Source organism: Streptomyces sp. NPDC004031 (assembly GCF_053604375.1).
The window spans coordinates 1-14,483 of sequence record NZ_JBSGHL010000100.1; the positions used below are offsets into that span (position 1 = coordinate 1).

General features: G+C 73.3%; 9 protein-coding genes. 3 read left to right on the forward strand and 6 right to left on the reverse strand.

Annotation, left to right across the window (positions count from 1 at the left end):
• The 4 genes from ACWERV_RS35455 to ACWERV_RS35470 form a co-directional block, all read right to left on the reverse strand.
• On the reverse strand, nt 1–3,085 hold a 3,085-nt coding region (locus tag ACWERV_RS35455; protein WP_452940896.1), incomplete at its 3' end, for an alpha-mannosidase.
• Between the two features lie 85 nt (nt 3,086–3,170).
• Nucleotides 3,171–4,067 carry a carbohydrate ABC transporter permease gene (locus tag ACWERV_RS35460; RefSeq protein ID WP_452940898.1) on the reverse strand — a complete coding sequence of 299 codons (897 nt, stop codon included), beginning with the start codon at nt 4,065–4,067 and terminating at the stop codon, nt 3,171–3,173.
• On the reverse strand, nt 4,067–4,978 hold the full coding sequence (locus ACWERV_RS35465; RefSeq protein WP_452940900.1) for a carbohydrate ABC transporter permease: 912 nt from the start codon (nt 4,976–4,978) through the stop codon (nt 4,067–4,069). The genes ACWERV_RS35460 and ACWERV_RS35465 overlap by 1 nt, the downstream gene beginning before the upstream one ends.
• Nucleotides 4,975–6,330, reverse strand: a complete 1,356-nt coding sequence (locus ACWERV_RS35470; RefSeq protein WP_398188625.1) for an extracellular solute-binding protein — start codon at nt 6,328–6,330, stop codon at nt 4,975–4,977. Before ACWERV_RS35470 ends, ACWERV_RS35465 begins: the two co-directional genes overlap by 4 nt.
• A gap of 262 nt (nt 6,331–6,592) precedes the next feature.
• On the opposite strand from ACWERV_RS35470, the gene ACWERV_RS35475 reads away from it, so the two are divergent.
• The 3 genes from ACWERV_RS35475 (at nt 6,593) to ACWERV_RS35485 (ending at nt 11,779) form a co-directional block, all read left to right on the forward strand.
• Nucleotides 6,593–7,825: an ROK family transcriptional regulator gene (locus ACWERV_RS35475; RefSeq protein WP_398188493.1), complete on the forward strand. Its 1,233-nt coding sequence runs from the start codon at nt 6,593–6,595 to the stop codon at nt 7,823–7,825.
• A 487-nt stretch (nt 7,826–8,312) separates the two neighbouring features.
• Nucleotides 8,313–10,007 (forward strand): ABC transporter ATP-binding protein, encoded by a 1,695-nt coding sequence (locus ACWERV_RS35480; RefSeq protein ID WP_452940902.1) that lies wholly within the window; start codon nt 8,313–8,315, stop codon nt 10,005–10,007.
• Nucleotides 10,004–11,779 (forward strand): ABC transporter ATP-binding protein, encoded by a 1,776-nt coding sequence (locus ACWERV_RS35485; RefSeq protein ID WP_452940903.1) that lies wholly within the window; start codon nt 10,004–10,006, stop codon nt 11,777–11,779. The genes ACWERV_RS35480 and ACWERV_RS35485 overlap by 4 nt, the downstream gene beginning before the upstream one ends.
• On the opposite strand, the gene gndA is transcribed toward ACWERV_RS35485, so the two are convergent.
• The gene (gene gndA, locus ACWERV_RS35490) at nt 11,766–13,247 is read right to left on the reverse strand and encodes an NADP-dependent phosphogluconate dehydrogenase (protein WP_452940905.1); all 1,482 of its coding nucleotides are present in this window, start codon (nt 13,245–13,247) and stop codon (nt 11,766–11,768) included. The genes ACWERV_RS35485 and gndA overlap by 14 nt on opposite strands.
• Nucleotides 13,248–13,382: 135 nt before the next feature.
• On the reverse strand, nt 13,383–14,186 hold the full coding sequence (locus tag ACWERV_RS35495) for a thioesterase family protein (RefSeq protein WP_452940907.1): 804 nt from the start codon (nt 14,184–14,186) through the stop codon (nt 13,383–13,385).
• Nucleotides 14,187–14,483 lie beyond the last annotated feature (297 nt).

Here is a 14,483-nt window from a genome sequence, read left to right on the forward strand (position 1 = left end):
CCGGGCTCGCAGGGCGGTTACGCCGAGTTGGCGCGGGCGGCGGTGGCCGATGTGCACGTGCTGCCGGAGGAGTTGGAGCTGCACCGGGCGGTGGCACCCCCGACCCGGCGACCTCGTAACTGCCGTCGTCCGGCAGCGGCCGCTCCAGCAGGTCGGTCACCACCGCGGACCCGAGCGCGAACGACGGCGTGAGCAGCGCGGCCACCCGGCGCCCGCGCGCCTCGTAGAGGCGTACGACCACGTCCCCCGACCCGTCGTCGGCGAGCTTGACCGCGGAGACCACCACGCCCTCCTCGTCGAGGGCGACCAGCGGCGCCACCACCGCGCTGCCCGGCACCGCGCGCTCGGGCAGGTTCAGGTGGTAGCCCTCGCGTACCGCGTCACCCGGCTCCACGCCCACCACCAGGGCGTACCGCAGGGTGTGGACGCCCTGGTCGGCGTCCGGGTCGGGGAAGCGGGCGGCGCGCAGCAGGGTGAGCCGCACGGTGGTGGTCGTGCCGCCGTCGGGGCGTACGTCGCGGGTGACGTCGTGGCCGTAGGTGGAGTCGTTGACCAGCGCCGCGCCCCAGCCGGGCTCGCCGACGTGCAGGTAGCGGTGCGCGCACACCTCGAACTTCGCCGCGTCCCAGCTGGTGTTGACGTGCGTGGGCCGGTCCACCTGGCCGAAGGGGATCTCCGCGGTCGAGTGCGCGGCCCGCACGTCCAGCGGGAAGGCCGCCTTGAGCACCTTCTCCCGCTCCCGCCAGTCCACCGTCGTCGCCACGTCCAGCCGCCGCGCGCCCCGCTCCAGCGTCAGCAGCTGCTCGATCCGCGACGCGCCGAACGTGCGGACCACCCGCACCCCGCCGTCCACCACCGCGACCTCGTCGGCCCCGGTCAGGTCGTGCACGGTGTTGCGGTAGAAGGCGTCCAGGTCCCAGGCGTCCCAGCGGTTGGGGAAGTCCTGGTGCAGCTGGAGCAGGTTGGTGGGCGCGCCCGGGGCCAGCGCCTCCCGGCCGGCGGCGATGTCGTAGGCCGAGGTGACCAGGCCGCGGGCGTCGACCGTGATCCGGACCAGGCCGTTGTCCAGCACGAAGCCGTCGCCGTCCGCGACCGGCGGGGTGCGTCCGGGCGGCGCGGACCGGGGCGCCGCGCCCAGCGCGGGCACACCGCCCCGGGCGTGCGGGGCGGCGTTGAAGACGACCTCGCCGCCCTCGTCCGGCCCGGCCAGCGCCGTCAGCGACCGTCCGATCAGCTCCTCCAGCGCGGCCGTGACCTCCCGGTGCGTCTGCTCGGCCTCGCGGTGCACCCAGGCGATCGAGGTGCCGGGCAGGATGTCGTGGAACTGGTGCAGCAGCAGCGTCTTCCACAGCCCGTCCAGCTCCCGGTGCGGGTACGGGGCCCCGGTGCGCACCGCGGCTGTCGCGGCCCACAGCTCCGCCTCGCGCAGCAGGTGCTCGTTGCGCCGGTTGCCCTGCTTGGTGGCGAGCTGGCTGGTCAGCGTGCCGCGGTGGAACTCCAGATACAGCTCGCCCACCCACACCGGGGCGTCCGTGTGCTCCGCGAAGGCCTTCGCGAAGAAGTCCGCCGGCGCCTCGACCGCCACCCGCGGCGAGCCCTCCAGGTCCGCCAGCCGGTCGGCGCGCGCCATCATCTCCCGGGTGGGCCCGCCGCCGCCGTCCCCGTAGCCGAACGGGACGAGCGAGCGGTCGGTGTGCGCCTTCTCCCGGAAGTTGCGCTCGCTGCGCGCCACCTCGGCGCCCGACAGGTCGCTGTTGTAGGTGTCGACGGGCGGGAAGTGGCTGAAGATGCGGGTGCCGTCGATGCCTTCCCACCAGAAGGTGTGGTGGGGGAAGACGTTGGTGGTGTTCCAGGAGATCTTCTGGGTGAGGAACCAGCGGACCCCGGCGAGTTTCATGAGCTGGGGGAGGGCGGCGTTGTAGCCGAAGGTGTCCGGCAGCCACATCTCCTCGGTCTCGACGCCGAACTCCTCCAGGTAGAAGCGTTTGCCGTGGACGAACTGGCGCACCAGCGACTCGCCGCCGGTGATGTTGGTGTCCGGTTCCACCCACAGGCTACCGACCGGCAGGAACTGCCCGGACTTCGCCTTCTCCTTCGCCCGCGCGAAGACGTCCGGCCGGTGTTCCTTGAGCCAGGCGAGCTGCTGGGCCTGCGACATCACGAAGCGGAAGCCCGGGTGGTCGTCCATCAGCTGGGTGACGTTGGAGACCGTACGGGCCACCTTGCGGACCGTCTCCCGCAGCGGCCACAGCCACGCGGAGTCGATGTGGCTGTGCCCGACCGCCGAGATGCGGTGCGCGGCCGGGCCCGCGGGCGACGCCAGCGCCGGGGCCAGTACCGCGCGCGCCGCGGCGACCGTGCCGGAGACGTCCTGGAGGTCGATCGCGTCCAGCGCCCGCTCCACCGTGCGCAGCACCTGCCAGCGCCGGGTCGTCTGCTCCGGCAGCTCGGCCGCGAGCTGGCCCAGCACCTCCAGGTCGTGCACCAGCTCGAAGACCTCGCGGTCGAAGACCGCCAGATCCGCCCGGCGCAGCTGGTAGAGCGGCTCGCCCGCCGGGCCGTCCGCGCCGCTCAGCCACGGGGCCCTGGCGCCGACCTGCGTCGGGTGGAAGGTCAGCAGCTCGGGCCCGGACTGCATCACCAGCGGGTTGGCGGCGGCCTCGATGTAGTAGGCCACCTGCTCGCCGCCCTCCGCGGCCGCCGCGACCGGGACATGGCTGTTGCGCGGGTTGAGCGCCTTGACCGCGGTGCCGTCCGCGCGGTGCACCAGGCCCTCGGCGGAGAATCCCGGGTCGGCGAAGCCGAAGCCGAGGTCGACCACGGCCTCCACCGGCAGCCCCGCCCACTCCTGCGGGATCCGGCCGCTGACGCGGAACCAGCTGGTCGACCAGGCGGGCCCCCAGCGATCGCCGACCCGCGCGGGCGCGTAGTCGGCGGCGAGGCCCTCGGCGACCGTGACGGGTTCACCGGGTACGTGCCACACCTCGACGCTCAGCGGCACGGACCGGGCGTGCACCGCGGGCCGCAGCCGCTGGCTCAGCACGCGGTCCAGCCGCTGCTCGATGATGGTGGGGTCGGAATGCATGGCGGAGCCTTCCCGTGCGTCGGGCGATTCGGAGGTCGTACGGGCAGGTGCTGCGGACCGCCGGCCGGGGCGGGTGCGCGCCGGGTCAGCCCTTGAGGGCGCCGCCCAGGGCGAAGCCGCCGCCGAGCCTGCGGGCCAGGACGAGGTAGAGCATCACGACGGGGATCGAGTAGACGATGGAGAACGCGGACAGCTGGCCGTACTGCGTCTGATCGTGCGCGCTCAGGAAGGTGAAGACGCTCACCGACGCGGGCAGCTTCTCCGGGGAGAGCAGCAGGATGAAGGGGACGAAGAAGTTGCCCCACATGCCGATGAAGGTGAAGATCGTCACCACGATCACGCCGGGCCACATGAGCGGCAGCACGATCCGCCACAGCACCTGGAGGGTGCCCGCGCCGTCGATCCGCGCGGCCTCCTCCAGCACCAGCGGCACGCCGTCCATGAAGTTCTTCATCAGCCAGATGCCGAACGGCAGCGCCGCCGCGGCCATGAAGAGCGTCGTGCCCGGCATCGAGTCGATCAGGTCGACCTGCACGAACATGCTGTAGACCGGGATCATCACCGCGGTGATGGGCAGTCCGGTGCTGAACAGGACGGTGTAGAGGAAGGGCCGCCGCATCCGCGACCGGTAGCGCGACAGCGGATAGGCGGCCAGCACCGAGCACACCACGCACAGCAGGGTGCCGCCGCCGCACAGCAGCAGGCCGTTGAGCATCGGCCGGTAGGTGATGTCGTTGTCGAGGATCCGGTGGAAGTTCTCGCCCGTGGGGGAGGGCACCGACAGCCGGAAGTCGGCGTGCGCGTCGACGGAGGCCAGCAGCATCCACAGCAGCGGCACCAGGTAGAGCGCCGAGAAGACCAGCAGGCCGGTGTTGACGGCGATCCGGCCGGTCAGCCGGCGCCGCCTGCGGGTGCGCTCGGCCGTCCGGAGGGCGGAGGCCGGCCGGACCCGTGCCGTCCGCAGGCGTTCGGTGACGGCCATCAGTCCTCCTCGACCTTCAGCATGCGGATGTAGACCACCGAGAACAGCGCGCCCACCACCAGCAGCACCAGCGCGACCGCGGTGCCGTAGCCGATCAGGCTGCTGGTGAAGGCCTGCTGGTACATGAACACCGGCAGCGTCTCGGTCTTGTTGCCCGGTCCGCCGCGGGTCATGGTGTAGATGAGCCCGAAGACCGACAGCGTCTGGAGGGTGATCAGCATCAGGTTGGTCATCACCGAGCGGCGGATCACCGGCAGCGTCACCCGCCACAGCCGCTGCCAGGGCCCGGCCCCGTCCACCTCGGCCGCCTCGACCAGCTCCTGCGGCACGTCGTCGAGCGCCGCGGAGTACACCAGCAGGGAGAAGGCGGTGCCGCGCCAGACGTTGGCCAGGCACACCGCCAGGATCGGCAGCGTGTAGAGCCAGTTCTGCCGGGGCAGGCCGAGGCCGTGCAGGATCGCGTTGAGCGAGCCCTGCTGGAAGAAGAACGCGTACATCAGGTAGCCCGCCACCACCTCCGGCAGCACCCACGCGGAGACCACCACCGTGCTGGTGACCGCCCGCACCGGCCGCGAGGCCTTTTTCATCAGCACCGCGAGCGCCAGCCCCAGCGTGTTCTGCCCGACGACGGCCGAGCCGATCACGAAGACCAGCGTCAGCTCCACGGCGTTGGTGAAGTCCGAGTCGTGGAAGGCACGGGTGAAGTTGTCGAAGCCGACGAAGTGCGTACCCGAGGAGCCGGTCAGCTGCATGTCGGTGAAGGCGTAGTAGACGCAGTACGCGACCGGTCCGGCCAGGAACACCACCAGCAGCACCAGCGCGGGCAGCAGCGGCACACCGCGCAGCAGGCCGGACGCCGCCCGGCCGCGACGCGGCCGGGCGGCGGGAGCCGTGGTGGCGGTCGCGGTCACTGCGCGCCCTGGACGGTCTTGTCCGCGCCGACCGCGGTCTTCACGTCGCTGTCAAAGGTGGACGCGGCCTTGTCGACCGACGCCTGGCCGGTCGTCACCGACTCCATGGCCTTCTGGATCGCACTGGAGACCTGGGTGTACGCGGGCACCCCCGGCCGGTAGTACGTGTCGGGGACCAGCGCGGTGAAGAAGCCGTTGGTGGGCAGCGCCTTGAGATAGGCGGGGTCGGTGGCCACGTCGGTGCGCACCGCGATGGTGGCGTTGACGCTGTTCCACTGCGCCGAGTTGGCCTTGTTCTCCAGGAACTGCGTGAACTTCCACGCCAGATCGGGGTTCTTGGACTTCGCCGGGATCGACCAGGCCCAGCCGCCGGACATGCTGACCTTGCCGCTGCCCTGGCCGTTCTGTGTCGGCATGTAGGCCATGCCCATCGTGGTCTGCCACTGCGGCCACGGCTTGGGACCGGTGCGGATCCAGCTGTTGGGCATCCACGAGCCGTCGAGGTCGATCGCGAGCTTGCCCTGCGGGATCATCTCGGTGCCCACCGCCGCCTGGATGTTGGCGCCCAGCGCCTGCTGCGGGGAGGGGCCGAGGCCCTCGCCGTACACGGTGTGCAGGAAGTCCAGCGCGTCGGTGAAGCCCTTGCTGCCGACCACCCACTTGCCCTGCCCGCTGTCGTACAGCGCGTCCTTCGCCGCCGGGGTGCCGTACAGCAGCATCTCGAAGCCCTGCATCGAGGAGGCCTCGCCCGCCGCGACACCGGTGTAGACGTTCAGCGGTGTGACGCCGGGCAGCTTGGCCTTGACCGTACGGGCCGCGGTCAGCACGTCCGCCCAGGTCTTCGGCTGCCACGGCACGGGGATGCCGGCCTGGGCGAAGAGCTGCTTGTTGTACCACAGGCCGCGGGTGTCCGTGTTGTCCGGCACCCCGTAGGTCTTGCCGTCCGAGAACTTCATCGCGGCCTTGGCGGGCGCGGCGAAGGCGCTCCAGTCCTGCCAGGTCTTCAGATAGTCGTCCAGCGGCTTGAGATAGCCGCTCGCGACGTCGGAGTTGATCGTCGCGGTGTCCTCGTAGACCAGGTCGGGCGCCGTCGCGGGGGAGCGCATCATCAGCTGGATCTTGGTGTAGTAGTCGTTCTCGCTCGCGGTCACCGGGACGAGCTTGACGGTGGTACCGGGGTTGGCCTTCTCGAACTGCTTGACCATCGGGCCCAGGAAGTCCGCCTGGATGTGATTGCTGTTGTTGAGCTGCTGCTGGTAGACGACCTTGATCGTCTTTCCCGACGCCCCGGAGCCGGAGCCGCACCCTGACAACGTTGCCGCGCTCACGGTGGTGAGGACCGCGGCGGCAATCACCGCTCGACGTCTCGTTCGCACGCTTGACCTCCGGTGAAGGGCCCGAATCGGCCCGCGGCGCGGCGGACCGCACCGGGGGCCGCCCGGCGGGGCCGCCCCCGATCAGCAGGGCACCGATGCCCTGGCATGACGGCGAAGCTAAATCCAATGGATTGAGTAAGTCAACGGATCTGACATGTAAACTTCGCCGCGAGCCGCCTGGGGACGGCGGCGCCGGGGGGCGCGAACGCCGGGGGGCGCGGAGGAAGGCGGGGAACACATGACGCAGGGGACGAACCTCCCGCGGGTCGGGGGATACAACCAGGCCGTGGTGCTCGACGCGATCCGCACCGCCGGGCCCGTCAGCCGCGTCGAACTCGCCCCGCTCACCGGCCTGACCAGCCAGACCGTCTCCAACGTGGTCCGCCGGCTGCTCGACGCCGGACTCGTCTCCGAATCCGGCTACGCCCCCTCCAGCGGCGGCAAGCGCCGCACCCTGCTCTCCCCGCGGCCCGACGGGGCGTACGCCGTGGGCGTGCAACTCGACCCGGACGCCGCGGTGGTCGTCGTCGTGGACCTCGCCGGGGAAGTGCTCGCCAACCGCCGGGTCGGCCTCCCCGACGGGGCCGGTCCCGACGAGGTCGTGCCGCGGGTCGCCGCCGCCGCGCACCGGCTCACCGCCAAGGCCCAGGTCGACCCCGCCCGGCTGCTCGGCACCGGAATCGCCGCGCCCGGCCCCATCGACGGCCCCGCCGGAGAAGTCGTCTCCCCGCCCAACTTCGCCGGATGGGGCCGGGTGCCGCTGCGCGCGATGTTCGAGGACGCCACCGGCATGCCCGTCGCCATGGACAACGACGCGACCGCCGCGGCCATCGGGGAACGCTGGATAGGCGGCCGCAGGCGCGCCGGGAGCTTCCTCTTCATCTACCTCGGCACCGGAGTCGGCGCCGGGATCGTCCTCGACGACACGGTGCTGCACGGCGACTCCGGCAACGCCGGGGAGTTCGGCCACATCGCCATCGCCGCCGACGGGATGCCCTGCGACTGCGGCGGCAGCAACTGCGTCGGCCCGTACGTCAGCCCCGCCGGGGTCATCGGCGACCTCGTCCGGCGGCACGGCACGGAGGCCGCCGCGCGGATCGGCGTCACCGGGGCGGCGGACGCGGTGCACCGCGACTGGAAACTGCTGCGGCAGGCCGCACGCGCCGCCGACCCCGCCGCCCTCGACGCCGTACGCCGCGCCGGGCGCCGCTTCGGGCAGGCCGCGCGGGGGGCGGTCGCGCTGCTCGACGTCTCCCGTGTGGTGCTGGGCGGGGAGTCGATCCGCGGCATCGAGCACATCCTCTGCGAGGAGATCGACGCCGCCGTCAACGCGACGAGCGTCGCCCGGATGATCCGGCGCATCGAGGTCGAGAAGAGTGTGATCGGCGACGCGGTCGGGGCGGTGGGCGCGGCGTCCCTCATCCTGCACGGGAACTATGCGCCGGGGTGGGGCATGCTCACCCGGCCGTAGGCCGGGGGAGCGGGGGTTGCCCCTGGCGCGGGGCGGGCGGGCGTCTGTCCCGGGACCTTCTGCCGGTGGGGGTTGGTCGCGCGGTTCCTCGTGCCCCTTTCCCTGCGGGGTGGGTGGGTCGGTTGTCGTGGGGCCTTCTGGGGGTGGGGGTTGGTCGCGCGGTTCCTCGTGGCCCTTACCGCCGGGGACCTTCTGGCGGTGGGGGCGCTGGTAGCTTGGGGTGGGTGGGACTTCTGGGAGGAGAGGGGGGTGTTGTCGATGGCAGGCGTGGGGATTCGTGGTGCGCTGATGGGCGTGCCGACTGTCGTCCGACACATCCCGCTCACCGTCTGAGGCGTCGTATCGGCGTGCCGGTGGGCCGTTCTTCTCGGAGACCACCGTGTTCAGTCGTGAATGTTCCGACGGGTTTTCCCTGCCCCCTGACGGGGTGTCGACCGCTCGCTCGCTCGGGCGGTTGTGGCCGTACGTGCGGCCGTATCGCTGGAGGTTGCTGACCGCGACGGGGCTGGCGGCGCTGGCCGCCGTGCTCGCGCTGGTGATGCCGCAATTGCTGAGGTGGATCGTCGACGGGCCGGTGGCGCGGCGCAGGCCGGGCGAGGTGGTGGCCGGCGGGGTGGCGCTGCTGGTCGTCGGGGCCGCGGAGGCGGCGGTCTTCGGGGTGCGGCGGTGGGTGGCGGCCGGGGCGCTCGCCGACATCGAGGCGGGGATGCGGGCCGACTTCCACCGCCGTGTGCAGCGGCTGCCGGTCGCCGTGCACGACGGGTGGTCCAGCGGGCAGCTTCTGTCGCGCGGGACGTCGGATCCGCAGGTCGTGCACATGGTGATCGCCGGGCCGCTGACGTTCCTGCCGGTGCACGCGGCCACGCTCGTCGTCGGTGCGGTGATCCTGGTGTCGCAGCAGTGGGTGCTGGCGGCCGTCCTGCTGGCGCCCGTTCCGCTGCTGGTCGTGCTGTCCTACCGGTTCGAGTCGGGGTACGCGGCCGCGACCCGGCGGGCGCGGGATCTGTCGGGCGACCTGACGACGTCGGTGCTGGAGTCCGTGACGGGCATCCGTGTGATCAAGGGCTTCCGGCGCGGCGACCATCAGGTGGCCCGCTTCCGCGAGCAGGTCGGGCGGGTACGCGCCGCGGAGTTGCACAAGGCGCGGCTGCTCGGCGGCTTCGCGGTGCCGCTGACCGTGCTGCCCGGACTGGCCGTGGCGGGCGCGCTGGTGACCGGCGCCGTCCAGGTGGCCCACGGGGAGCTGTCGGCCGGGACGCTGCTGGCGGTCATGGGGACGGCGGCGGCGCTGCGGCCCGCGGTCGAGCAGACCGGGGGGTTGCTGGCCGCCTGCCACGACGGCGCGGCCGCGGTGAACCGGTACGTCGAGGTGCTGGGGTCGGCCGTCGTCCCCGAGCCGTCCGCCGGGGTGCCGGAGGCGCACCGGGGGCCGGTCGAGCTGGTGTTCGCCGGAGTCTGCTTCCGGCACCCGGACGCGCCCGACCGGGTGTTGCTGCGGGACGTCGGCCTGCGGGTCGCGCCCGGGGAGACGCTGGCGGTGGTCGGGGCCACCGGGAGCGGCAAGTCGACCCTCGCCGCCCTGGCGGCGCGGCTGTACGAGCCGAGCGCCGGGCGCCTCACGCTCGGCGGTATCGACATGTCGGCTTTCTCCCGGGAGGAGACGACCGCCGCGGTGGCGGTCGCCTTCGACCAGCCCGTGCTGTTCTCCGGCACGATCGCCGACAACGTCCTCATGGGGGCGGACGCCGGTCCGGACGAGCTCGACCGCGCCCTGCGGGCCACTTGCGCCGACGTGTTCGTGGCCGGGCTCGCCGACGGTGTGCGGACCCGGGTCGGGGAGAACGGGATGTCGCTGTCCGGGGGTCAGCGGCAGCGGATCGCGCTGGCGCGGGTCCTGGTCCGGCGGCCCCGGCTCGTCGTCCTCGACGATCCGCTGTCGGCGCTGGACGCGGACACCGAGGCCCGGGTGCACCACGCGCTGCGGGAGGCGCTGGCCTCGACGACGGCCCTGGTCGTCGCCCACCGGCCCTCGACGGTGCTGCTGGCCGACCGGGTCGCGGTGCTGGACGCCGGGCGGGTGGTCGCGGTGGGTACGCACGAGGAACTGCTGCGGACCAGCCCCGCCTACCGCGTCCTGACGGCACCGGTCGAGCCGGCCGCCCGCCTCGGGGAGGCACGGTGACGCGCCCCGGGTTCGCAGGCGGGGCGGCCTGGCGCCTGCTCCGCTCGGCCCTCGGACCGGACGCCGGCCGGCTGCGGCCGGCCGTGGTCGTCGTCCTGCTCCAGCAGGCGGCGGCGCTCGCCGGGCCGGTGTTCGTCGCCCTCGCCGTCGACCGGGGGATCCCGGCGCTGCGCGGCGGCGACGCGGCGCCCCTCGTCGCCGTCGCCGCCGGGTGCGCGTGCTGCGCGGTGGCCGCCGGGCTGCTGCAGAGGGTGTTCGTCCGGCTGTCCGTCGGCGTCGGGCAGAACGTCGTGGCCGAGCTGCGGATACGGCTCTTCGCCCATCTCCAGGCGCAGAGCGTGGCGTTCCACGACGAGCACCACGCCGGAACGCTGGCCTCCCGGGCGTCCGGTGACGTCGAGACCGTCCGCGAGCTGTTCGAGAGCGGTGTCGACCAGATCGTCACCGCGGCGGTCTCCCTGGTGTACGTCTCCGTGGTGCTGCTGGTGCTGGACTGGCAGCTCGGCGCGGTCGCGCTGGCCGCGCTGCTCCCCGTCCACCGGACCATGCGCTCCTTCCGCAGGCGCTCGCTCGACGTCTACCACCGGCGCTCGACCGCGGCCGCCGCGGTGGCCGCCGACATGAGCGAGACCTTCGCCGGTATCCGCACCGTCCGTGCCTTCGGCCGGGAGACCGCCAACGAACGGCGCTTCGCACTGCTCAACCGGCGGCACCGGGAGGAGAACCGGCGGGCCCAGCTGGAGATGGCGCGCTACGTGACCTCCTCACGCCTGGTGGCCAACACCGCGGTGGCGGGCCTGGCGCTGTGGGGCGGCTACCGGGTGGCCGCCGGGACGCTGGCGCTGGGCAGCTACGCCGGGATCGTCCTCTGCCTGCGGGACCTCTACGACCGGCCGCTCCGGCTCGGCGGCGTCCTCGACGCCTACCAGGCAGCGACGGCCTCGCTGGGCAAGATCGCCGCGCTGCTGGCGGTCCGCCCGGACGTCGCGGAACCGGCCGAGCCCGTCCCGCTCCCCGCGCTCCCCGCCCACCGGACCGGCCGTCAGGTGCGCTACGAAGGGGTCCGCTTCGCCTATCCCGGCGGACCCGAGGTGCTCAGCGGCTTCACGCTCGACATCCCCGCGGGCCAGACGGTCGCGCTGGTCGGCGCCTCGGGCGGGGGGAAGTCCACGCTGGCCAAGCTGCTGGCGCGCTTCCACGACCCGACCGGCGGCCGGGTCCTCCTCGACGGGATCGACCTGCGCTCCCTCGCCGGCACCGACCTGCGCCGCGGGGTGGTCATGGTCCCGCAGGAGGGCTTCCTCTTCTCCGGCACCGTCGCCGACAACATCGCGCTGGCCCGTCCCGGGGCCACCCCGGAGGAGATCCGCCGGGCCGCCGAGGCTACCGGGGCGGACCGCTTCGTCGCTGCCCTCCCGGACGGTTACCGCACCGCGGTCGGCGACCGCGGCGGGCGCTTCTCGTCGGGCGAGCGCCAGCTCATCGCCCTGTCCCGGGTCTTCCTGGTGGACCCCGGCGTCATCGTGCTGGACGAGGCCACCGCGGCCCTCGACATCCCGGGCGAGCGCGCCGTGCGGGACGCGATGCGCGCGGTGTTCCGCGGCCGGACCGCGCTGGTCGTCGCCCACCGGCCCTCGACGGTCCGGGTCGCCGACCGGGTCGTGGTGCTCGCGGACGGCAGGGTCGTCGAGGACTGCGCCCCGGCCGAGCTGCGCGGATGGCCCGGCCCCCGCGAAGGACGGCAGGGGGATCCAGGGGTCAGGACGGGGTGACCTCGTCGCGGGAGTCGGTGGCCCAGAGGGTGTGGAAGGTGCCGGGACGGTCCACGCGGTGATAGGTGTGCGCGCCGAAGTAGTCGCGCTGGCCCTGGATGAGCGCCGCCGGGAGCCGCTCCGCCCGCAGGCTGTCGTAGTACGCGAGCGCGGCGGCGAAACCGGGCGTGGGCACGCCGAGTTCGGCGGCCGTGCTCACGACCCGCCGCCACGCGCTCTGGGCACCCCGCAGGGCGTCGGCGAAGTGCTCGTCCACGAGCAGCGTCGGCAGGTCGGGTCGGCCGTCGAAGGCCGCGCGGATCCGGTCCAGGAACGCCGCACGGATGATGCACCCCGCCCGCCAGATCGCCGCCACCCGGCCCTGGTCGATGTCCCAGCCGTACTCCGCGCTGCCCACCGCGATCTGGTGGAAGCCCTGCGCGTACGCGATGATCTTCGACGCGTACAGCGCCTGCTCGACGTCCTCCGCGAAGCGGTCGTACGCGGCGCTGTCCAGCGTCGTGGGCGTGGGACCGGGCAGGTCGCGCGCGGCGGCGCGCAGATCGGCGTGGCCGGAGACGGACCGCGCGAAGACGGCCTCGGCGATGCCGCTCACCGGCACGCCGAGGTCGAGCGCGGTCTGCACCGTCCAGCGCCCGGTGCCCTTCTGCTCCGCCTGGTCCAGCACGATGTCGACGAACGGCTTGCCGGTGTCCGCGTCGGTGTGGGCGAGCACCTGCGCGGTGATCTCGATGAGGTAGGAGTCCAGACGCCCCTGGTTCCAGCCGCGGAAGACCTCGGCGATACGGGCGGGCGGCAGATCCAGGGCGTGCCGCAGCAGGTCGTAGGACTCCGCGATGAGCTGCATGTCGGCGTACTCGATGCCGTTGTGCACCATCTTCACGAAGTGGCCGGCGCCGTCCGGGCCGATGTGGGCGACGCAGGGGGAGCCGTCGTCGGCCTTCGCGGCGATGGCCTCCAGCATGGGCGACAGCGCCGCGTACGACTCCGCCGAGCCGCCCGGCATGATGCTCGGGCCGTGCAGCGCGCCCTCCTCGCCGCCCGACACGCCCGTGCCGACGAAGTGGATGCCGCGCTCGCGCAGCGCCTGCTCACGGCGGCGGGTGTCCGCGAAGTGCGCGTTGCCCGCGTCCACGATGATGTCGCCGGGCTCCAGCAGCGCCGCGAACTCCTCGATGACCGCGTCCGTGGGCGCACCCGCCTTCACCATGGCGATGACGCGCCGCGGCCGCTCCAGCGAGGCGACGAACTCCTCGGGCGACTCCGCGGGCACGAAGGTGCCCTCGTCGCCGAACTCCTCCACGAGCGCGCGGGTACGGGACGCGGTGCGGTTGTGGACCGCGGTGACGTAGCCGTGCCGGGCGAGATTGCGCGCCAGGTTCCGGCCCATCACGGCCAGGCCCGTCACCCCGATCTGCGCCCTGCCCGCGCCCTTGCCGCCGCCCGCTGCCTGGTCCGTGGAGGCCATGGGTCCACCCTCTGCCGTCGTGCCCGATCCGCCGGGTCGCCGTCCGTCGTGTCGCTGACGTGCTCCTGCTCGCGATTATGGCGGACAAAACCTCCCGAACCGGCAAAGCCCGGCCGGAGACCGGGCCCGTACGGCTCAGCGCCCGGCGACCAGCAGGGTCTGCGCGATCCGGCCGCAGTCGCCCGAGACGTCGTGCAGTTCGCCGTGCGCGAGGCCCGACCCGCCGGGCGCGGCGGCCGTCGCCGAGCGCAGGCACAGCCACTCGCCGACCGGGTCGCGGTGCAGCAGCAGCGTGACGTCGGTGTTGATCACCAGGTCCTTGCGGTGATCCAGCTCGAAAGCCACGGCCCAGCTGCTGTCCGCGAGCGTCAGCGCCCGGATCAGCGGGGTGTCCTCCTCGCCCGCGACGAGCGGGACGAGCTGCCGCGCCCACACCGTGCCCGGTCCGGGCGTGTCGAACCCCGGCTCCGGCGTGCCGGGCGCGCCCGGCGGAAAACGCCACTCCATCGCCGACACGTAGCCGTCCAGATACGCGCCCGCCATCACCTGCTTCGGCTGCGGCCCAGGCACCGGCGGCACGGGCGGCACCGGGCTCAGCGCCGGGGTGTCCGCGGGGGCGGCCACCAGCCGCCACGCCCTGGCCAGCAGCACGGGTGTGCCGCCCGCGGTGATCCGGCCCTCCAGCAGTTCGGCGCGGCCGCCCGCGCGCACCGTACGGACCTCGACGTCCAGCTCGCCGACCGGCACGGGACGGGGCAGGTCGATCGTCACCCGGGCGATGCGGGTGCCCGGCCGGGCCTCGTGCCGTTCGAAGGCGCGGCCGATCAGGGCGGAGGGGGGTCCCGCGTGCTGGGCCTTCGGGCTCCAGGGCCCGGCGGTCCACGAGCTGCTCGCGTATCGGCTGCCGCCGAGCTTTTGGTAGAACGCCTCGCCGTCCATCCCTGCTCCCTCCCACTGGCGTGGGGCCGATCGTAGCGAGGGGGCCCCACGGCCCCGCCGGACCCCCTCCAGACCGCGCCTGCGCCCGCGGGGCGCCTCTCTCGCCGCCGCAGCTGCGGCGGGCAGCACCCGTTTTCCGGGTACGGCTGCAGGGGGCTGCGCCCGTTTTCTGGGTACGGCTGCGGCGGGCAGCACCCGTTTTTCAGGGGCGCGGGGAACTGCGCGGCCCGCCCCCACCGGCCGGTGGTCCGGATCGGACCGAAGAGACCCTTTGGGTCGGTATCCGACCCGCGCCCC

What these genes read in the sequence shown, in the direction of transcription:
- ACWERV_RS35475 (WP_398188493.1), top strand. Translation starts at nt 6,593, where the DNA reads ATGACGCAGGGGACGAACCTCCCGCGGGTCGGGGGATACAACCAGGCC.
- ACWERV_RS35495 (WP_452940907.1), bottom strand. Translation starts at nt 14,186, where the DNA reads ATGGACGGCGAGGCGTTCTACCAAAAGCTCGGCGGCAGCCGATACGCG.
- gndA (WP_452940905.1), bottom strand. Translation starts at nt 13,247, where the DNA reads ATGGCCTCCACGGACCAGGCAGCGGGCGGCGGCAAGGGCGCGGGCAGG.
- ACWERV_RS35460 (WP_452940898.1), bottom strand. Translation starts at nt 4,067, where the DNA reads ATGGCCGTCACCGAACGCCTGCGGACGGCACGGGTCCGGCCGGCCTCC.